Raw genomic sequence first — 19136 nt, 5'->3', positions numbered from 1 at the left:
AGACCAGATGTTCGACCAGACTTCCGGACACAACAAGTTCAAGCCGATTTTGAAAGCATCGGCGGTTGCCGGTGTTGCCGCCGTTCTGTTTTCGGCAGGTGCGCCGCTTACGGTTCCCGAAGCATACGCCGACGCGGTGCACGTCGATGCGCCGAAGGTACCGGGCTTTGCCGATGTGGTTGAAGCGGTATCGCCCGCCGTTGTTTCCGTTGTCGTTGAAAGCGATGTTCAGCCGGTCGCCCAGAATGATGGTTTCGGCTTTGGCTTCGGCGGTCGCGGCTTCGACAATCTTCCCGACGACCACCCCCTCAAGCGTTTCTTCCGTGATTTCGGCGCGCCCATCGAGCCGCAAAAGCCGCCGCAGCCGCGCAATGGCGGTCCGCGTCCGGTGGCCCAAGGCTCAGGCTTCTTCGTATCCGAGGATGGCTACCTTGTTACCAACAACCATGTTGTCCGCGAAGGCGATGCCTTTTCGGTACTGATGGATGACGGAACCGAATACGATGCCAAGCTCGTCGGAACCGACCCGCGCACCGACCTCGCCGTGCTCAAGGTCGATGCTGACCGTGACTTCACCTATGTGAATTTCGCCGATGATTCCAACCTGCGGGTCGGTGACTGGGTGGTTGCTGTCGGCAACCCATTCGGCCTTGGCGGCACGGTCACTTCGGGCATTGTCTCTGCGCTTGGACGCGATATCGCCTCCGGCCCCTATGACGACTACATTCAGGTCGACGCAGCGGTCAATCATGGCAATTCCGGCGGTCCGACCTTTGACCTCAACGGTGAGGTTGTCGGTATCAACACCGCAATCTTCTCGCCGTCGGGTGGCAATGTCGGCATTGCCTTCGCCATCCCGGCGCATCTGGCGCAGGATGTTGTCAACGATCTGATCGACGACGGCACGGTCGAACGCGGCTGGCTCGGTGTGCGCATCCAGCCTGTCACGGAGGATATTGCCGAATCGATTGGCCTTGCCAAGCCGGAAGGCGCGCTGATTTCCGAACCGACCTCCGACAGCCCCGGCGCGAAAGCCGGTCTGAAGCAGGGCGATGTGATTACCGCCGTTAACGGTGATGTCATTGAGGATGCCCGTTCGCTCTCGCGGATGATCGGCATGATGGAACCGGGCGACGATGTCGAGCTTTCCGTCTGGCGGGATGGCAGTTCCCAGACGATCGACGTCAAACTCGGTGAGTTCCCGACCGAAGACCAGCTTGCCGCATCCGAAGGACAGAGCGGTCCTGCCGAAAGCTCGCTGATGACCCAGATGGGCTTTGAGGTCCGGCCGGCAGATGACGGCAAGGGCGTGACTGTTACCGCGGTTGACCCGAATTCCGATGCTGCGGCCAAGGGGCTGAGCGAAGGACAGAAGATCCTGAGCGTGAACAACAAGGAAGTTGCTTCGGCTGGCGATATTCTCAAGCAGGTCGAGGATGCCGCGAGCAACGGGCGCAAGCAGGCCCTATTCCAGGTGGAAACCGAAAACGGCAGCATGTTCACCGCATTGCCGACCGGCAGTGACAACGAGGATGCCGGCTGACCGGCTCTGACGAAATGAACGAAGGGCGCACGGGAAGGCCCCGTGCGCCCTTTTTGTTCAGCCCCTTGTGGAGTTGCTGTGATGTCTTTTGATGAAACCCATGAGGCAGCTTGTAACGCGGATGACAATGGCGATATGGTCGCCGCCATGCGCGTACTGGTTATTGAAGACGATCTTGAGGCCGCTGCCTACCTGACCAAGGCCTTTCGTGAGGCCGGCATCACCTGCGAACATGCGGGCGATGGCGAGAGCGGTTTGTTCATGGCGAGCGAAAACGAGTATGACGTGCTGGTTGTCGACCGCATGCTGCCGCGGCGCGACGGACTGTCGGTCATTTCCGCGCTGCGTGCCCGCGGCGTTCACACCCCCGTTCTCATCTTGTCGGCGCTGGGCCAGGTCGACGACCGGGTCACCGGTCTTCGGGCAGGCGGTGATGATTACCTGCCCAAGCCCTATGCGTTTTCCGAGCTTCTGGCGCGGGTGGAAGTGCTCGGCCGGCGCAAGGGCGCGCCGGAGCAGGAGGTCGTCTACCGTGTTGGCGATCTGGAACTCGACCGCCTTTCGCACGAGGTTCGCCGGGCCGGGCGCGAAATCACGCTGCAGCCACGCGAATACCGGCTGCTCGAATATCTGATGAAGAATGCCGGGCAGGTCGTCACCCGGACGATGCTTCTGGAAAATGTCTGGGACTATCACTTCGATCCGCAGACCAATGTGATCGATGTGCATGTGTCGCGGTTGCGGTCCAAGATCGAGAAGGACTTCGACAAGCCCCTGCTCAAGACGATCCGTGGTTCCGGCTATATGATCAAATACGACGCGTAGCACTGTTGGGCGTGATGAAAGAGCGTTTGCGTCTTCTTTTCAAATCGACCGCAGTCCGGCTCTCGGCCGTCTATATCCTGCTGTTCGGGCTCTGCGCCGCGGTCATGGTCTTCTATGTCACGGCCGTCTCCGAAGACCTCGTTTTGCGCCAGACGCGGGAATCGCTTCAACATGAAGTTTCCCAGTTCGATCTTTCCTACGAAAAAGGCGGCATTCGGCGGGTTTTCAATATTATCGAGCGACGCGCGCGTCAGCCCGGTGCCAATCTCTACGTTATTGCCAGCCCGCAGGGCGAGATACTGGCGAGCAATGTCGCCTCGCTCCAGCCCGGTGTCCTGAGCAGGCTTGGCTGGATCGATCAGCCCTTCCGCTATGAGGGATTTGCCGAGAACAATAGCGGAGCCCATGAAAACCTTGCCGCGGGCTATGTCATCGAGCTCGACAACGGTATCCGGCTTTTGATCGGACGCGATCTGGGCGATCCCGAGCGGCTTCACATCATCATTCGGCAGGCCCTGTTACTGGCCCTCATCATCATGGGGGTCGGTGCGCTGGTGATCTGGTTTGCAATCGGCCGCAATGCGCTCAAGCGCATGGATCGCATGTCGAGCGCCAGCAGCAAGATCATGGCCGGCGATCTCTCCCAGCGCCTTCCCGTTGCCGGTTCCGGCGATGAATTCGACCGGCTGTCCAATGCCCTCAATCTGATGCTCGACCGGATCGTACGGTTGAACGAAGGGCTGCGTCAGGTCTCCGACAATATCGCCCACGATCTCAAGACACCGCTGACGCGTCTGCGTAACAAGGCCGCCGATGCCGCCGCAACGGAAAACCCCGAGGAACGTCGCACGGCGCTTGAGGGCATCATCGCCGAATCGGACCAGTTGATCCGCACCTTCAATGCGCTGCTGATGATTTCCCGCGTCGAGGCAGGGGCGGTTGCTGCCGAAATGTCTCCCGTCAGCCTGTCTGCGATTGTCGAAGACAGTGCCGAGCTTTACGGCCCTGTTGCCGAGGAGGCCGGCCTCGCACTCGATTGTGCCATCGAACCGGAACTGTCAGTCAGCGGCAATCGTGAGCTGATCGGCCAGGCAATCTTCAATCTACTCGACAATGCCATCAAATATTCCGAGGGCAGCGGTCAGTCGATCCATCTGTCGCTGAAACGCGAGGGGGACCGGGCCGTGTTCACCGTCGCCGATAACGGTCCCGGTATTCCGCCGTCGCGGATGGACGACGTCAAACAGCGTTTCTTCCGGCTGGATGAAAGCCGCTCCAAACCCGGAACCGGTCTCGGGCTTTCCCTCGTTGACGCGGTTGCGGCCCTGCACGGGGGCGTCTTCTCGCTCAGGGAGGCCAGGGATCTGGTCGACGGCTATGCCGGTCTTGCGGCCATGCTGAGCTTTCCGCTCATTGATGCGCAACACGGTTCCGATTGAGCTCGCCGGGCATTTCTGTTGCTCTTTTGCTTTAAGCCTGCTGCACACGATGTTAGAGCCTTTCAGGACTAAGACAGCATGGCGGAGGAAAACATGAGCGAACGGGCACACAAGACACTGCGTGAGTTTTCAGGAAAGCCTGTGTTTCCGCTGAATGACGAATTGTTCATGGCTGCCCGCAGCGAGCTGTCGGCTGCGGCGGAAAAACAGGACCTCCCGGCATTTCTCGCTGACGGAGATGATCGGCTGACGACGTTTCTCGCAACCGTCTTTTCGCTTTCGCCTTTCCTGTTTGACAGTTTTCGCGCGCATCCGGAGCTGCTTGAGCACATCGACGAGCCGTTCATTCCGCAGCTTGAACGCATCACGCAGCAGGCGCGTGATGCGTGGCGCGATCCGGAGGGAAAGACCGGCGACAGTGACATCATGGTGCGGCTCAGGACTGCAAAGCGGCGCATTGCATTCTTGACGGCGCTTGCCGATCTGGCCGGAATGATCTCGCCGGAAGAAACGACGGCCTTTCTGAGTGACTTTGCAAGCGCGGCCGTCGCCGCGACAGTCGACCACCTGCTGGTTTCAGCCGCCGGGGAAAACAAGCTGACGCTGAAGGATCCGGATGCCCCCTCCGCGCAATCAGGCATCGTCGTTCTGGGCATGGGCAAACTGGGCGCTTGTGAGCTGAATTACTCTTCCGATATCGATATTGTCGTCTTTTTTGATCCTGACGCCGGGATATTCAGTGAAGGGGATGACCCGCGCTCGCTTTTGCCCCGCCTGATGCGTCGCCTCATCCGCATCCTGCAGGAGCGCACCGGCGATGGCTATGTGTTCCGTACGGATATGCGGCTACGGCCTGATCCCGGTTCCACTGCTCTGGCGATCCCTGTGGAAGCTGCGCTTCTCTATTATGAAAGCCGTGGTCAGAACTGGGAGCGTGCCGCCTATATCAAGGCGCGGCCGATTGCCGGCGATCTTGCCGCCGGCGAGACCTTTCTGGGCGAGATGATTCCATTCATCTTCCGCAAATATCTCGACTATGCGGCGATTGCCGATATCCACTCCATCAAACGGCAGATCCATGCCCACAAGGGGTTTGGCCTCGTCGCCGTTCACGGGCATAACGTCAAACTCGGGCGCGGTGGTATTCGCGAAATCGAATTTTTCGTCCAGACCCAGCAATTGATTGCCGGCGGGCGCATGCCTGAATTGAGATGCCGCAGGACGGTCGACGCCTTGGAAGCCCTGCGCGAAGCACGCTGGATCGACAAGGCGACGACCGATGAACTGACCACGGCCTACTGGTTCCTGCGCAATGTCGAACACCGCATCCAGATGGTGCGCGATGAGCAAAGCCATGTGCTGCCCGAAGATGCCGACGGTCTGCTGCGGATCGCCCGGATGAGCGGGTTTGAAACGACCGATGCCTTTTCCGAAGCGCTTCTCGATGCCCTCAAAACCGTTGAGCGGCGCTATGCCCGGCTGTTCGAGCGGGAGACCACGCTTTCCGGCGAAGCCGGCAATCTTGTGTTTACCGGCGAGGATGACGATCCCGGCACGCTGGAAACCCTGAGAAACCTCGGCTTCGAACGGCCCGAGGATATTTCCCGTGTCATCCGCACATGGCATTACGGCCGCTACCGGGCCACGCAGACGGGCAATGCGCGCCAGCGACTCACCGAGATCATGCCCGAGCTTCTGAAAGCCTTCGGCACAAGCCGCAGGGGCGATGAGGCGCTGTTGCGGTTCGATCGGTTCCTGTCCGGTCTGCCGGCCGGCGTACAGCTGTTTTCACTGCTGAAGAACAATCCGAACCTTCTGCTGCTGTTTGTCGAGATCATGTCGGCCGCACCCCGGCTTGCCGAAATCGTCGCCCGCCGCGCCCATATCGTTGACGGCATGCTCGATCCGGCGCTGATGACGGAAATCCCGACACGCGAATATCTGGTTGAACGGCTTGAAGCCTTCATGACCGGAGCGGATATTTATGAGGAGCGCCTCGACCGGTTGAGGATATTTGCAGCCGAGCAGCGTTTCCTGATCGGCATCCGGCTGGTGACCGGATCGATCAGTGGCTTTGCCGCCGGTCGTGCGCTGACCATGCTGGCGACGCTTGTCATCGATGAGGCGCTGCAGGGCGTGCTTGCCCAGATGGAAGAGGCGCATGGCACGGTCGAGGGGCAGCGCACCTGCGTGCTGGCCATGGGCAAGCTCGGCAGCTCGGAGCTGACGGCGGGATCGGATGTGGACGTGATCGTGCTTTACGATTGCGACGATCCGCTTTCCATGTCCTCGGGGCCGAAGCAACTGGATGTGCCGCGGTATTTTGCGCGCGTGACACAGCGTCTGGTGGCGGCTCTCAGCGCGCCGACGGCCGAAGGCGTGCTTTATGAAGTGGACATGCGGTTGCGGCCTTCCGGCAAGGCCGGGCCGCTTGCAACGAGGCTGGCGGCTTTCGAAAAATACCAGATGAACGAGGCCTGGACCTGGGAGCATATGGCGCTTTCACGCGCCCATCCGCTGTGCGGCGACCCGTCGCTGATGGCGGATACCGGCAGCGTGATCGATGCCGTTCTGGGGATGCCGCGCGATCGCAACACGCTTGCCCGCGCCATCGCCGATATGCGCGCGCGCATCGAACGCGACAAGCCAGCCAGAAGCCAGTGGGATCTGAAACTTATTCCCGGCGGTCTGATCGATATCGAATTCATTGCACAGTATTGCCATCTGGCCTGCCATGTGCCGCGCGGCGAGATCGGTGGCCGCGAGGTGATGACCACGGATGACGTGCTGGCGCGCTTCGGCCCGGAAATCATGGAAGATGGTGATCTGGAAGCGGTCCGCAGGGCTCTGGCCCTTTATACCGACATCGCCCAGCTTACCCGCACATGCCTGAATGAGGGGTTCGAGCCGGACACGGCGCCCTCCGGTCTTCTTGAGCGTCTCTGCAAGCTGGCCGACTGCCCGGATATGAGTGCACTTGAAGCGCTGATCGCCGACCGGGCCGGCGAGGTGCGGGCGATCTTCGCAAAATTGCTGCCGGCCGCCGAGGATGATGAGGCCGCCGGATAACGGCTTGGCAGATGCTCAGGCGACGATGCGCCGCACGACCGGGCCGTCCTGGCTGCTGTCCGGCACACGTTCTCCGCCGTTATTTTCGAGGCGCTCGACCAGTGCGTGGAGCGCCTTGCCGCCGTCGTGAATGTGGCGGGCATATTCGCAAAGCTTGCCGTTTGGCGAACGGGTCTTTTCCGTTTCGGCAATCATCAGTTCCGAAAAACCGAGGACCGCGGTGAGCGATGTGCGGATTTCTGCTGAAACGCACGGAGTGGCTGCCGTTTCGGTTCCGGTGGTCAGGGCGGGGGTGTCGGCCTGTCTTTCCTGCGCGCGTTCCAGCGAGGCGCATCGCAGTTCAAGCTTGCGGCGGGTGCTGGCCATGGCGCTGACCTTTTCCCGCAGACGTTCCTGTTCTGCCTGCAGGCGGCCCTGTTCTTGCTTGAAGCGGGTAATGTCGGTGCCGACCGTCAGCGACGATCCGTTTGCGAAGCAGCGTTCTGCAAGCTGCATCCATTCCCCGCGAGCCGTCCTGATTTCGGTTGCATCGATATTGTCACCGTGGGCGCGCCGCACGACAACCGGCCGGTCGTGCTCCTCGGTGTCGAGCAGGTCGCGCCGGACCGGGGCGTTGGCGCCATCAAGGTCATAGGCCGCCTTGAAGGCATGGTTTGCAAGATCGAGGCTTCCATCCTTGCGCCACAGTGCAAGCGGCTGGGGAAGAGCATCAAAGGCCGTTTCCAGCATGCCGGCGCGGCGGGTTGCCGCCTCGAGCGCGCGATGCCGGTCGGAAGCAACACGAATTGCAGCACCCGATACGGTGACCGTGCCGGCTTTCATTGCGGCATGAGCCCGGATTGCAAACAGGACGTAGTGACCGTCATTCTGGCGAATACGAATGTCGGCCTCGATCAGTCCGTCATCGCAGGGGTGAAGTTTCCGGGACAGTCCGCAGCGGTCGTCCGGATGAACGAGGCCGAGCAGATCGCGGTAGGAAAGTTCGCGTGCCTTCGAGCCGAGACCGAGCGCCGCGCTTGCCGAACCGTCGAGGACCGCCCGGCGGTTCGACGGAGTGAACGACCACAGCCCCGCTTCGCCATTGGCCAGCATCACATCATGGGCTCTGCGCTCGGTCGACATGAGGTCGGTCGTCGCTTCCGCACGGCTGATCTGGGTGTAATAGGCATAGACCACGACGAGCAGCAGCAGTGCCATCGCCGCAAACAGGGTGACATTGAGATTGACCTCCGCACGCCAGAAGGCATTCATGCGCTCCATGGCGTGGAGGGCGACCACCATGCCGCCGCCGCTGCCGACCAGATGCATGGAAACCTGATAGGGCGCACCGTCGATCCGGGTTTCAACCACCTGTCCGGCGGTGCGGGGATGCCGCGCCGATGTCAGTTCCGGAAACACCGAGGCAAGCGAGCGTCCGAGAAGATCTGCACGCGCTGCGGTTGCGGCAAGCACGGTTCCCGTCGTGTCGATCATCAGAAGGTCGGTATCCGGAGCGGCTGTGGCGAGCGTCGTCAACGCCTGCAACCTGTCATTGGCCTCCGCGGCATTTACCGGTTCAAACAGTGCCGGTTGATCTTCCAGCGCAGCCAGAGCCATGGCCGACGTCAGTTCGGTCGCCTGGCGCACCGCATCTTCCATCCGTGCATGGCTTGCCATCAGCGAGAAACCGCGCGCTGCGGCGACACAGATGAGAAAGGCGATGATCAGAAAGGGAATGGCCTTCTTGAGGGCCTGCTCGATGGCCGGACGGTTGGTTGCCGCCAGCACGCCAAGGGCCGGGAAACCCGATTGTTCCTGGTTTGAAGAGGCCTGTCGCGCGGTGAATCCGGCGCGCAAGCGCCCGTTCACTGCGGGCTCGTCCCACAGATCTGATCGTTTCATTTGCTCAAGTTCCCTCGTGTGATCCGCGAAACCGCCTTGCGAATCTACCCTAGTGAATCAAAGGTGATTCGGCTTGTCCAGCACCCAGAGGGAAGCTTTTGTTAACCATATATCAAATAAGGTTTTTTTGTGAGTTGACGGCCGCCTGATGCCAGGTCTGGACAACCTGCGGGGGCATCATGCGGCCGAAACGAGGACTCCGATTGCGCTTTTTGGCAAGTGCCAAATCAGCTTTTCAACATCCGATCGACAATATCCCGCAGGTTGCGCGAAAGGTCGTCATGCGCGGCAATGCGTTCGATCTGTTCGCGGGCAAGTGCGCGTCTTGACGGTTCAAGCGCCTCAAAGGAACGCATTGCCGTCATAAGGCGTGCCGTGAGCGTGGCGTTGCGCTTGTCGGACGTGAGAATGAAATCGGCGAAAAACGCATAACCCGCACCGTCGGGGCGATTGAAACCGGTCGGGTTCGAAGAGGCGAATGTGCCGATCAACGCGCGCACGCGGTTGGGATTGCCTTCATCGAAAGCCTCATCGCCCATCAGCTTTGTCACACGCTCCAGCGTGTTCTCACCGGGCACTGTCGCCAGCGTGGAAAACCACTTGTCGAGCACCAGCGGTTCACCCGCAAAGCGACGCCTGAAATTGGCAAGGGCATTCTCTGCCTCGGCGGAACCGGCAAACTGGTGGGCGAGCACCCGCATCGCCGCCAGCATGTCGGTCATGTTGTCCGCGCTCTCATAGGCCTGGCTTGCGCGGCGAGGGGACTTTTCGGCCGCGGCCGCCAGAACGAGTGCTGCATTGCGCAGCGCCCGGCGTCCGGCGCTTTGTGCATCAGGGCTGAATGCACCGCCATTGGCCATGTCTCCGGTCAGCTGCGCAAAGCTGTCGGCGCCCGCCTCGGCAATGGCTTCGATCACCGTATTGCGGGCCAGATGGATTGCATCCGGATCGATATCCGCACCGATTTCCCGGCCGATATCGAGTTCGCCGGGAAGCGTCAGCGCCAGCGCCCGGAAGGCGGGTTCAAGTGCCGTGTCTTCCGCCGTGGCCACCAGCAGATCGCTCAGTGCCGGATCGGTCGTGACCGGTCTGCCGGCCTTGACGTCTTCTGCAGCCTTGACCAGCACTTCAAGTGCCAGCGCATTGACCGTATCCCAGCGCGCCACCAGATCGCGTTCGGCGCCCGCAATACGCAGACGGTCTTCGCGCGACTGGTCAAAACGGACCTTTACCGGTGCGGAAAAATCGCGATTGACCGAGACGGCGGGCCGTGCACCGATCCCCTCGAATACGAAGGTCTGTTCGTCCTTTGTCAGCTCCAGCACATCCTTGCGGTATTCCCCGCCGGTAATCGCTGTCGGTGCCATGTCGGCGCCGTTCGGGCCGATCAGCCCGACCCGCAGCGGAATATGCAGCGGTTTCTTGATCTTTTCGTCGGGTGTCGGCGGTGTGGTCTGGCTCAGCGTCAGTTTCAGCTGCTGCTTGCGTTCGTCATAGAAGCTCGCGGCCGAGATCACCGGTGTGCCCGCCTGGTGATACCAGAGCGCAAAATGGGTCAGGTCGTGGCCGGTCGCATCCTCGAAGCATTTCAGATAGTCCTCGATCGTGACCGCGCCGCCGTCATGACGTTCGAAAAACAGATCGAGCCCCTTGCGGAACCCGTCCGGGCCCAGAAGCGTGGCAATCATCCGGGAAACCTCGGACCCCTTCTCATAGACCGTGGTCGTGTAGAAATTGTCGATTTCCAGATATTGCGTCGGGCGCACGGGATGGGCGAGCGGGCCGCCATCCTCGGGAAACTGATGGGCGCGCAGGAACTTGACCTCATCGACACGCACGACCGGGCGCGAACGCTGGTCAGCGGAGAACTCGTGTTCGCGATAAACCGTGAGCCCTTCCTTGAGGCTCAGCTGGAACCAGTCGCGGCAGGTGATGCGGTTGCCGGTCCAGTTATGAAAATATTCATGCGCCACCACAGCCTCGATCCGCGCATAGTCGTCATCTGTGGCCGTTTCGGGATCGGCGAGGATCAGCCGGTCGTTGAAGATGTTGAGGCCCTTGTTCTCCATTGCGCCCATATTGAAATCGGAGACGGCGACGATCATGAAGATGTCTAGATCATATTCCCGTCCGAAGCGCTCCTCGTCCCATTTCATGGCGCGTTTGAGCGAATCCATGGCATAGCCCGCACGTGCCGCCTTGCCGTGCTCGACATAGATTCTGAGTGCAACATCGCGGCCGGACATGGTCGTGAAACTGTCCTCGATCATCGTCAGGTCGCCGGCGACCAGCGCGAAAAGATAGGACGGCTTCTTGAAGGGGTCGTGCCATTTCGCCATGTGGCGGCCGTCGCCGAGGTCCTGTTCTTCCACGAGGTTGCCGTTGGACAGCAGCAGCGGGCAGGACTGTTTGTCGGCGATGATGGTGACGGTATAGACCGCCAGCACATCGGGCCGGTCATAAAAATAGGTGATGCGGCGAAAGCCTTCGGCCTCGCACTGGGTCGAGTAGATGCCGCTGGTGCGGTAGAGCCCCAGAAGTTCACTGTTGGCGGACGGGTTGATCCGCGTTTTGATCGTCAGTGTGAACGAGCCGTCTTCTGGAAGGTCGCGGATCGTCAGCGTGCTGGCATCGCAGTCATAGCGTTCGGGCAGGAGCGGCTTGCCGTCGAGCGCAAGGCCGGAAAGGGCCAGGCCGTCGCCTGCAAAGACCAGTGGTGCTGCCGGGTCTGCCCCGGGCCGCCGGTGCATGCGGATCTCGCTTCCCACAGTTGTCAGCGTCTCGCCGAGATCGAAAACAAGATCGATCGACTCGATGATGAAATCGGTCGGCTGATAGTCCTTCAGGTAAACGGTCCGGTTCGTGTCCGTACGCATGGGCTTCCTCTTTATAAAATTCTGTGCGGCTGTGCCGTTTGTTGCACAACAAAGCGCCGAAGCCGGAGAATTGCAAATGCTTCGCCGAATTTTCATGAAATCTGTACATCGAAGCGACAATTGGCGTAAGGAGGGGGCACCCTTGCGGCCACATTTGCCGTCAAACCAAACGTCAGACCGTATTCTTCCATGCCCTTCGAAGCCAATGCCAACCCCTTGCGGGGTATTGTTCTCAAACTGTGCTCGATCCTTGCCTTTCTCTGCATGCAGACCTGTATCAAGCTTGCGGGAGAGGGGATTGCGCCGGGTCAGGTTACCTTTTTCCGTTCGTTTTTCGGCATCGCGCCCATCATTGTCTACCTGTTCTGGCGGCATGAACTGAAGGGCGCCTACAAGACGCAGCGTCCCGTCGGGCATTTTCTGCGGTCGCTGATTGGAATCACCTCCATGGGGATGGGGTTTTACGGGTTGATGCATCTGCCCCTGCCGGAGGTGATCGCGCTGGGCTATGCGATGCCGCTATTGTCCGTTGTTTTCGCCGCCCTGCTGTTGGGAGAGGCGGTGCGCATCTATCGCTGGTCGGCTGTCGGCATCGGGCTTTTCGGCGTCATGATCATCTCCTGGCCCAAGCTGACCCTGTTTCGTGAAGGCGGGATGGGATCGACGGAAGCGCTTGCCGTAGCACTTGTGCTTGCCGGTGCGACCCTCGGTGCGCTGGCGATGATCCAGGTTCGCCGTCTGCTGATCACCGAGAAGGGGCCGACAATCGTGCTCTATTTCTCCAGCTTCGCCGCACTGCTTTCTCTGGCGACGTTGCCGTTCGGCTGGTCGTCGCTTGCGGTCTGGCCGATGGTTCTGCTCATTCTCTCCGGCCTTTTCGGCGGCGTGGGGCAGATCATGATGACCGAATCATATCGTTTTGCCGATGCGTCCACGATTGCGCCCTTCGACTACAGCTCGATCATTTTCGGTATTGCGATTTCGTTCTTCATCTTCGGTGAAATTCCCACGATGAATACGCTGACCGGCTCGGTCTTTGTGGTCGGCGCCGGCATATTCATTATCTTTCGCGAGCACAGGCTGGGCCTTGAACGCCGGAAAATCCGGCGCGTTTCACCATCGCAGACGCCGAACTGAAATGCTTATACCAAGAGTCAATGATTAGGACCCATCTGACCGGAGCGATTTTGAAAGCCGGCTAGGCGAAAACCGCAGTCGTGGCCATCGCTACGGCGAGGATTTTCAACGCCGCAGGCTTTCAAAAGCGCCCGGCCCGTAGGGTGCGGCTGGAATGGCCACCGAGGGCGTCAAAATCCTCGCGCGATGCTACGGCATCGCTCTGCGGTATTTTCCTACTCGGACGACCATTCCAGCGCGCATCATATGGGTCCTAATCATTGACTCTTGGTATTATTCGCTCTGCGAGGCCGGGTCGTATTCCGCCTCGTAGTCAACGGCGATGCTGCCTGCCGGGTCGGTACCGCGCATGGGAACGGCAATCGCATGGAAGTCGGCACGATCGTCCGGCGAAACCGACGGGTTACCGCGCATGACGCGCCAGCCGGCATAGGATGCGTAAAACGCAAAGCCGATTGCAAGATAGATCATCAGTCCACGCGGGCCTGCCACTTCCATCGCGCCACCACCGATCAGCGGGCCGGCGACAGTGCCGAAACCGTAGAGCACCATCAGGGAACTGGAGATGGTGATGTATTCGCTCGGGTCTGCACGGTCGTTGGCGTATGCGACATTGAGCGCGTAGATCGGATAGAGCATGGAGCCGACGATGAAGGCCGAGCCGTAAAGCAGCTTCGGGGTTGACGGCGACATGAAGAACATCGCGATAGCCGCAATAACGCCGATGGCGCCGCAGGCGATCATCACATAGCGCCGGTCGGTCAGGTCGGAAATGCGCCCGATCGGGATCTGCCCGAGTGCGCCGCCGGCCAGCACAAAGGCGAGCAGCGTCGCGCCCTGGCCGGTCGTAAAGCCGCTTTGTGTGGTGTAGACGCCGCCGAGACTGGACCACGTGCCTGACAGTATGCCGGCCAGTATGGCGCCGACGAAAGCGACGGGAGAACGCAGATAAAGCTTTCTGAGACCGAGCTGGACCTGTGCGATCGGGGCGGGGGACTGCGCCGTGGAAAGGGCGGTCGGCAGGATGGCGATGGCAAAGACGATCCCGCAGACGATGAACAGCGAGGTGTTCAGCGGGTCGCCAAGCGGGACCAGATACTGTCCGCCGATCGAACCGGCCAGCGTCATCATCATATAGATCGAAAATACCGAGCCGCGCGTCTCGTTGGTCACCCGCTCATTCAGCCAGCTTTCGATCACCAGATAGCAGCCGGCCACGGCAAACCCGGAAATAGCCCTGAAGACGACCCAGGCCCGCCAGTCGACAACGAGAGAGCTGATCAGGATCGAGGCTGTCAGCAGGGTGATCAAGGCGCTGAACACGCGGACATGACCGACGCGCAGCACCAGTTTCGGGGATATGATGCACGACAGCGTAAAGCCGACCGTGTAGCCGGTGGCGATGACCGAAATCAGAAACGGAGTCCAGCCTTCGGCGACCGAGCGCACCGGAATCAGGTAATTCATCAGCCCGTAACCGATCATCATCAGGACGGTCGAGAGCATCAGGGACGCGATAGAGACAAGACTGGCAAACATGGTTTTCGCTCGCTGCGGTTCGGGAACGTCTCTGGTTTCCGCCGGAAGCACGACCAGCGCGGCGAATTTTCCGCCTATAAAGTTTTGACGCCGCCCCTGCAACCGTTCGCACGGGATTTTTGCATCTGTATTTTCTAAACCGGATCAAGTAGGGTCCGGCCCTAATAAAGCCGGATTCGATATTGTTTCCGGTCAATAAGCGCCGACATCATACCCGAACAATGCCGCTTTCAGCACACACGATCGCGACCCATCCCTCATTTCTGGCTTCACTTTCGCTCTATGGCGACAGGCTGGATGGTGTCTATCAGGCGAACCCGCGCCTGGGGGCCAATTTCGCTTCGCATCGGCGCTGGCTGATTTCGCAATCGGCGCTTGCTCTCTACTGGGGCGAAAACGGCGCGCTGACCGTCAACAACCTGATCGATGTGCTGAAGCCCTTCAGGGTCGCAAGCCCCAACACGATCCGCAATCATGTCGACGAATCCGTCAAATACGGTTTTCTTCAGCCTGATCCGGCCCATAAAAGCCTGCGCCCGCGTTATTTCGCGCCGTCGGAAATCGTCTGCGGTGCAATCGGGCAGTGGCTGGGCGCAAATTTCTCGGTGCTCGATGCGGTTGACGGTGCGGATCGGGTGTCCGCGTTCGCCGCCCGGCCTGAAACTATCCCCGCCATCCAGTCCCGCCTTGCCTGGAGCTGTCTTTACGATGCGGCATGGCGTGAGCCGCCGCCGCGTGTTGCGCTGTTGCAGAAGTCGATCTCGGGCGGATTAGTGATGGACAGTATCGTAAGCATGGCCGGGCGTCAGGCGTGCAGCGACGGCCGCTATCTGATCCCCGCAATCAACGCACGCGAGATGGCTGGACGTATCCTGATTTCACGTACGCATCTGCAACGCATATTGCGCAAGGTCCTCGAGGTCGGTGCAATCGGCTGGACAGGCAAGCCGTTTGAAACCGGGATGTGGGTCGATCATACTTTCATCGATGAATATTGCCGTTGGCAGGCCGTCAAGGCGCAGCATCTGGACGCGGCCTTTGAGCATGTCGTCGGTGCGGGGGACGATTGAGCGCCGGCCGGCGATTGCCGGATTGTTCTCAACAATATTCCGTCAGCGCGCGTTTGTTCCTACATTTGACAAAAATATTGACCAATATGCGATTTATCTCATGGGGCTCTCATGATCTCATGGTATCTTTGCATATGTTCAGCGGTTGCCGCGATATGTTGATCCTGGCTGACCCGGTTTCGGCGTGTAAAACGCCCGACTAGACAAACGGATGCGATTGATGAATTCCGAACTGCCACGAACGGCCGACAACAGACCGGTGGTGCAGACGCTCGATCGGGCACCCGAATGCATTTTGCTGGTCGATCCCGAAGGGGTTATCGAGGTTGCCAACAAGGCTGCCCTGGCGCTTCTGGGAACGTCCGAGGCCGATATCTGCGGATCAAGGCTGGTATCCTGGTTTTCCGGGGATGACCGCAGCAAGCTCGAAAAGGCAATGGTGCGGGTGCTGTCCGACGAGCCGGGCAGTCGCCTTGAAGAGGTTTCGGCGTTCTTTTCCGGCAGGCCGGGCGGCGGTTCAAATCTTTCGCTTGCCCGCATGCGCCATCGCGATTCTGTTTGCGTCGTCATCACCCCTGCTGCCGGGACGGGGGACGTGCCGCGCCGGGCGGCTGCGATGCCGAAGGTCAATGAGACGGAATTTGCGCCTTCGTCTCCGGTTGCTGCCCCGCCCGCCGTGGCCGCGCAGCCGGAGGAGACGGCAAACAGTATCTCCGGCAGATCCGAACGGGCAGAACCTGCCCAACGCCTTATGCCCTGGTCTGTCGCGCGTTCCCGCCCGGCAGCGGCGCCGGCGCGACCGCAACCTGTTTCCGAACACGCGGTTGCGCGACAGCCTTCCGCCCGTGCAGACACGGATGCGCATGGCGATGCGGCCTCTTTGCACGCCGACCGGATAAGCAATTCGGAAGCTGCCGGGCAACGCCAGCCGCCGGAGGCTGACAGCGCTAACGTGCATGGCGATGGAATGGCCACGCAATCCTCCGGGGCACTGGCATCTGCGGCGTTGCGGCGTGATATTTATGCCGAGTTCGAGAGCGAACGCGACAGGCAGGAGCGACAGTCGGGTGTTCCGCTGATTGCGCCCGGCAAGTGTCTGCGCACGGCGCTGCAGCGTCACCGCGACGAAGCGGTGGCCGAAAGCATCACGCTGACAACCGCCATTGACGACGGCGAAAGGATGGTCCCGGTCGACGAGGAAATGCTGACAGCGCTGTTTTCGGATCTCGTTGAACGGCTGGTGGCCGTGTCTCCGCCCTATTGTGATGCGGAGGTCACGCTTGAGCCGGCCTTGCAAAACGGCTTCAGGGCCTTGTTTACCGATATCGGCAGAGGAATGAGCGAGAGCGAACTCGAGGCTGTTTTCAAGCAGCCGGAACTGACCATGGGCATTTCGCACACATGTCTCGTGCGTGCGCAGGAGGCGGCTTCAAAGCTCGGCCTGAAATTCACGATCAGGACTGCGGTCGAAAGCGGAACGACAGTCGAAGTTTGCTGGGATGATTGAGAGCAAGCGGTAAAAACAGAAAAAGCCGGGACAAAACCCGACTTTCCGATCAAAATCAGCACTATCCAGGCACGATTTAACGCACAACATTACTACTGTGCCGTCATCCCTGCCTGCTGAAATCAGGCGCCGAGCGCCCGCATTGCCGGGCGGCGCGTGCTGGCATCGTGATGTCCGATGACCTTGGCAAAGCCCTTGGCGATCGCGCGGTCGATGCCCCGCTGACCGTGGTATCCATTGGTCGAGCGTCCGAGTTCGAGAGAAAGGCGCGTATTCTGCATAAGGGTTGCGTCCATATCCTGTAAGTGTCTCATTGCCTTGGTTCCTGTGGATCCTCCCAAGACATGACCCTTTATCCCCGAAATGCCCCTTAGCAGCAATGGGGCCTGCCGTAGGGCAGCCATGCACCTGACGCATGCCGGAGTAAACGATGCGTAAATTACGCTCAGGCGAACAGCGTTTGACGCGCAGGGGCGGGCAATGCGGCGCGGTCTTTCAGGCCATTACGCAGGTCGCACTAACCGAGGCGTGCCTTGAAGGAGAGCAGGTCCTGCCATGCGGGTTTCTTGTTGGCGGGAGCGGCGAGAAGCTCGGTCGGGGAAAAGGTCACCAGAACCTCGACGGCATGTCCGTTGATCTCACGCGTGTGCCATTTGCCGCGCAGGTCGAACACCGTTTTGTTGCTGTCGATCATCATCCGGCAGGCAAAATTGCCGAGAACCAGAAGGATGCGCGGCTCGGCAAGCGCAATCTGGCGTTCAAGAAACGGCCGGCAGATATCCATTTCCGAATGAGTCGGGCTGCGGTCGCCGGGCGTGCGCCAGGGCAGCGCAGTGGTAACGGCAACGGCCTCCCGCGTCAGGCCGATGGCGGCAAGCATCCGCTCGAACAGGCCGCCGGCCCGTCCGGCAAGCGGAGCGCCGTTGCGGTCATCGTCACCGGTGGGAAACCCGCATACGGCCAGAATGCCGGTGTCCGGCATTGCTTCCAGCGTGATCGTCGAGCGGGCATTATGTTTGAGATTGCACCCTGAAAACCCTTCCAGCACGGTCTTGAGCTCACCAAGCGACCGGGCGCTTTCGGCTGCAAACTGCGCATCGGAAACGGCCTTGTCGTCCGGTATGGTCGTTGTGCCGACGGGCGGACGCGGTGCCTGCGGGGCCGCGGATGCAGCCGCCGGCGTCTTTTGCCGCGGTTCGGCCGGGCGGGGCTGAGGAGACTGAGAGGCGGCCGCACGGGTTTCGGAACGCACCGTCAGGTCGACGGGCGCGTCCTCGACAAGCACATCCACCCCTGCATCGGCATAAAAATGCAGAAGGGCGGCTGCCTCGTGTGCTGTCAGTTCCCGTGCGGACATCATTTCATGGGTTCCATGGGGCGACCACCCGGCCGCCCGGCAATAGGTTGATATCAGATGGCGTGGGTTGCACCGCCATCGCAGCGGATCAGGCTTCCCGTCAGATAGCTTGCCTGCCGCGAGCACAGGAAGGCGGCAACGCTTGCGAATTCCTCCACGCGCCCCAGCCGTCCGGCGGGGATCGTCGCCAGCGAGGCCTGGCGCACATCGGTCAGGCTTTTTCCGCTGCGTTCGGCATTGGCGTGGTCGAGTTCCTCGATACGGTCGGTGTGAATGCGGCCGGGCAGCAGAAGGTTTGCGGTAATGCCGTCGGCGGCCACCTCGCTCGAAAGCGTCTTGTTCCAGCCCACCAGCGCCGAACGCAACGTGTTGGAAAGCGCAAGGTTCGGGATCGGCTCGACAACGCCGCCGGAGGCAACGGTCACGATCCGGCCCCAGCCCTTTTTCTGCATTTTCGGTACAAGCGCATTGGTGAGCGTGATGATCGGGGCGACCATCGACTGGAAAAAGCGATTGAGTCTTTCAGGGCTCATTTCTGCGACCGTTCCAGGTGTCGGACCCCCGGAATTGTTGACCAGGATGTCGACGCCGCCAAGCTTTTCATCGGCAGCAGAGATCAGTTTTTCAACGAAGTCCTCCGCGGCAAGATCGGCGACGGTGTAATCGGCTTTCCCGGGTGTCGTGTCGTTGATCACCTTGCAGTTTGCGGCCAGCCGGTCTTCGGTGCGACCGCAAAGAAGCACATGTGCGCCTTCCTTTGCCAGCGCTTCGGCGATGCCTGCGCCGAGGCCACGCGATGAGGCGAGCACGATCGCTTTCTTGCCGGCAATACCAAAATCCATGAAAAACTCCTTGGCCGGAATCGGCCGATTTCAAAAAAATGAACAGCAGAA

13 protein-coding genes are annotated in these 19136 nt (G+C 60.4%); 7 read left to right on the top strand and 6 right to left on the bottom strand.

Annotation, left to right across the window (positions count from 1 at the left end):
* The first annotated feature begins 7 nt into the window (after positions 1-7).
* The 4 genes from ACHZCU_RS00180 (at position 8) to ACHZCU_RS00165 (ending at position 6876) form a co-directional block, all read left to right on the top strand.
* Complete coding sequence (locus tag ACHZCU_RS00180; RefSeq protein WP_106304996.1) at positions 8-1543, top strand: Do family serine endopeptidase; 1536 nt, start codon at positions 8-10, stop codon at positions 1541-1543.
* A gap of 135 nt (positions 1544-1678) precedes the next feature.
* A complete protein-coding gene (locus ACHZCU_RS00175) occupies positions 1679-2368 on the top strand; it encodes a response regulator transcription factor (protein ID WP_106304993.1) in 690 nt (229 codons plus the stop codon).
* Positions 2369-2382: 14 nt separating this feature from the next.
* On the top strand, positions 2383-3807 hold the full coding sequence (locus ACHZCU_RS00170) for a HAMP domain-containing sensor histidine kinase (protein ID WP_319517170.1): 1425 nt from the start codon (positions 2383-2385) through the stop codon (positions 3805-3807).
* Positions 3808-3900: 93 nt separating this feature from the next.
* A complete protein-coding gene (locus ACHZCU_RS00165) occupies positions 3901-6876 on the top strand; it encodes a bifunctional [glutamine synthetase] adenylyltransferase/[glutamine synthetase]-adenylyl-L-tyrosine phosphorylase (protein ID WP_319517169.1) in 2976 nt (991 codons plus the stop codon).
* A 15-nt stretch (positions 6877-6891) separates the two neighbouring features.
* Here the strand turns inward: ACHZCU_RS00165 and ACHZCU_RS00160 are convergent, their stop codons facing one another.
* The gene (locus ACHZCU_RS00160; protein WP_319517168.1) at positions 6892-8757 is read right to left on the bottom strand and encodes a hypothetical protein; all 1866 of its coding nucleotides are present in this window, start codon (positions 8755-8757) and stop codon (positions 6892-6894) included.
* Between the two features lie 227 nt (positions 8758-8984).
* On the bottom strand, positions 8985-11633 hold the full coding sequence (gene pepN / locus ACHZCU_RS00155; protein WP_319517167.1) for an aminopeptidase N: 2649 nt from the start codon (positions 11631-11633) through the stop codon (positions 8985-8987).
* A gap of 189 nt (positions 11634-11822) precedes the next feature.
* Between pepN and ACHZCU_RS00150 the strand changes: the two genes are divergently transcribed.
* On the top strand, positions 11823-12770 hold the full coding sequence (locus ACHZCU_RS00150) for a DMT family transporter (protein WP_319517166.1): 948 nt from the start codon (positions 11823-11825) through the stop codon (positions 12768-12770).
* Between the two features lie 273 nt (positions 12771-13043).
* Here ACHZCU_RS00150 and ACHZCU_RS00145 read toward each other — a convergent pair whose 3' ends face one another.
* Positions 13044-14309, bottom strand: a complete 1266-nt coding sequence (locus ACHZCU_RS00145; protein WP_319517165.1) for an MFS transporter — start codon at positions 14307-14309, stop codon at positions 13044-13046.
* Between the two features lie 221 nt (positions 14310-14530).
* Between ACHZCU_RS00145 and ACHZCU_RS00140 the strand changes: the two genes are divergently transcribed.
* Both ACHZCU_RS00140 and ACHZCU_RS00135 read left to right on the top strand, forming a co-directional pair.
* Entirely contained in the window at positions 14531-15379 is an 849-nt protein-coding gene (locus tag ACHZCU_RS00140) for a hypothetical protein (protein ID WP_319517164.1), read from the top strand.
* A 220-nt stretch (positions 15380-15599) separates the two neighbouring features.
* A complete protein-coding gene (locus ACHZCU_RS00135; protein ID WP_319517163.1) occupies positions 15600-16886 on the top strand; it encodes a PAS domain-containing protein in 1287 nt (428 codons plus the stop codon).
* Positions 16887-17008: 122 nt separating this feature from the next.
* On the opposite strand, the gene ACHZCU_RS00130 is transcribed toward ACHZCU_RS00135, so the two are convergent.
* From ACHZCU_RS00130 to ACHZCU_RS00120, 3 genes are all read right to left on the bottom strand, one after another.
* Positions 17009-17167, bottom strand: a complete 159-nt coding sequence (locus ACHZCU_RS00130) for a hypothetical protein (RefSeq protein WP_181190713.1) — start codon at positions 17165-17167, stop codon at positions 17009-17011.
* Between the two features lie 236 nt (positions 17168-17403).
* The gene (locus ACHZCU_RS00125) at positions 17404-18243 is read right to left on the bottom strand and encodes a uracil-DNA glycosylase (RefSeq protein ID WP_394705993.1); all 840 of its coding nucleotides are present in this window, start codon (positions 18241-18243) and stop codon (positions 17404-17406) included.
* Positions 18244-18296: 53 nt separating this feature from the next.
* Positions 18297-19085 carry an SDR family oxidoreductase gene (locus tag ACHZCU_RS00120; RefSeq protein WP_319517161.1) on the bottom strand — a complete coding sequence of 263 codons (789 nt, stop codon included), beginning with the start codon at positions 19083-19085 and terminating at the stop codon, positions 18297-18299.
* Positions 19086-19136: the final 51 nt, after the last annotated feature.

The organism is uncultured Martelella sp. (genome assembly GCF_963677965.2).
Lineage (GTDB): Bacteria > Pseudomonadota > Alphaproteobacteria > Rhizobiales > Rhizobiaceae > Martelella > Martelella mangrovi.
Note: the sequence above shows the minus strand (reverse complement) of the source record. Positions and strands in the feature narration are given on the sequence as shown.

Excerpts from the sequence above, each read along its gene's own strand:
- ACHZCU_RS00165 (WP_319517169.1), top strand. The coding sequence starts at position 3,901 with ATGAGCGAACGGGCACACAAGACACTGCGTGAGTTTTCAGGAAAGCCT.
- ACHZCU_RS00180 (WP_106304996.1), top strand. The coding sequence starts at position 8 with ATGTTCGACCAGACTTCCGGACACAACAAGTTCAAGCCGATTTTGAAA.
- ACHZCU_RS00130 (WP_181190713.1), bottom strand. The coding sequence starts at position 17,167 with ATGCAGAATACGCGCCTTTCTCTCGAACTCGGACGCTCGACCAATGGA.
- ACHZCU_RS00170 (WP_319517170.1), top strand. The coding sequence starts at position 2,383 with ATGAAAGAGCGTTTGCGTCTTCTTTTCAAATCGACCGCAGTCCGGCTC.
- ACHZCU_RS00120 (WP_319517161.1), bottom strand. The coding sequence starts at position 19,085 with ATGGATTTTGGTATTGCCGGCAAGAAAGCGATCGTGCTCGCCTCATCG.
- ACHZCU_RS00135 (WP_319517163.1), top strand. The coding sequence starts at position 15,600 with ATGAATTCCGAACTGCCACGAACGGCCGACAACAGACCGGTGGTGCAG.
- ACHZCU_RS00160 (WP_319517168.1), bottom strand. The coding sequence starts at position 8,757 with ATGAAACGATCAGATCTGTGGGACGAGCCCGCAGTGAACGGGCGCTTG.
- pepN (WP_319517167.1), bottom strand. The coding sequence starts at position 11,633 with ATGCGTACGGACACGAACCGGACCGTTTACCTGAAGGACTATCAGCCG.
- ACHZCU_RS00175 (WP_106304993.1), top strand. The coding sequence starts at position 1,679 with ATGGTCGCCGCCATGCGCGTACTGGTTATTGAAGACGATCTTGAGGCC.
- ACHZCU_RS00150 (WP_319517166.1), top strand. The coding sequence starts at position 11,823 with ATGCCCTTCGAAGCCAATGCCAACCCCTTGCGGGGTATTGTTCTCAAA.
- ACHZCU_RS00145 (WP_319517165.1), bottom strand. The coding sequence starts at position 14,309 with ATGTTTGCCAGTCTTGTCTCTATCGCGTCCCTGATGCTCTCGACCGTC.
- ACHZCU_RS00140 (WP_319517164.1), top strand. The coding sequence starts at position 14,531 with ATGCCGCTTTCAGCACACACGATCGCGACCCATCCCTCATTTCTGGCT.
- ACHZCU_RS00125 (WP_394705993.1), bottom strand. The coding sequence starts at position 18,243 with ATGTCCGCACGGGAACTGACAGCACACGAGGCAGCCGCCCTTCTGCAT.